This window comes from Streptomyces sp. NRRL F-5650 (assembly GCF_000721365.1).
Classification (GTDB): Bacteria; Actinomycetota; Actinomycetes; order Streptomycetales; family Streptomycetaceae; genus Streptomyces; species Streptomyces ardesiacus.
Genome location: NZ_JOGV01000210.1, coordinates 1 through 212, shown reverse-complemented (window position 1 = coordinate 212; position 212 = coordinate 1). Strand labels below are relative to the sequence as shown.

General features: G+C 69.3%; 1 protein-coding gene. It reads left to right on the top strand.

What is annotated here, in order from left to right:
• Positions 1-28 precede the first annotated feature (28 nt).
• Positions 29-212: TetR family transcriptional regulator (locus IG88_RS0138205; protein ID WP_031051625.1), on the top strand; the 184-nt coding region annotated here is incomplete at its 3' end.

Genomic DNA, 212 nt, shown 5'->3' with positions numbered 1-212 from the left:
CGAGTTCCAGCCCGGGAGAGTACAGCCGATGGCGAGGCAGCTACGCGCCGAGCAGACCCGCGCGACGATCATCGGTGCCGCGGCCGACCTGTTCGACCGCCACGGCTACGAGTCGACCAGCCTGAGCGAGATCGTCGCCCACGCCGGGGTCACCAAGGGCGCCCTGTACTTCCACTTCGCGGCGAAGGAGGACCTCGCCCAGGCCATCATGG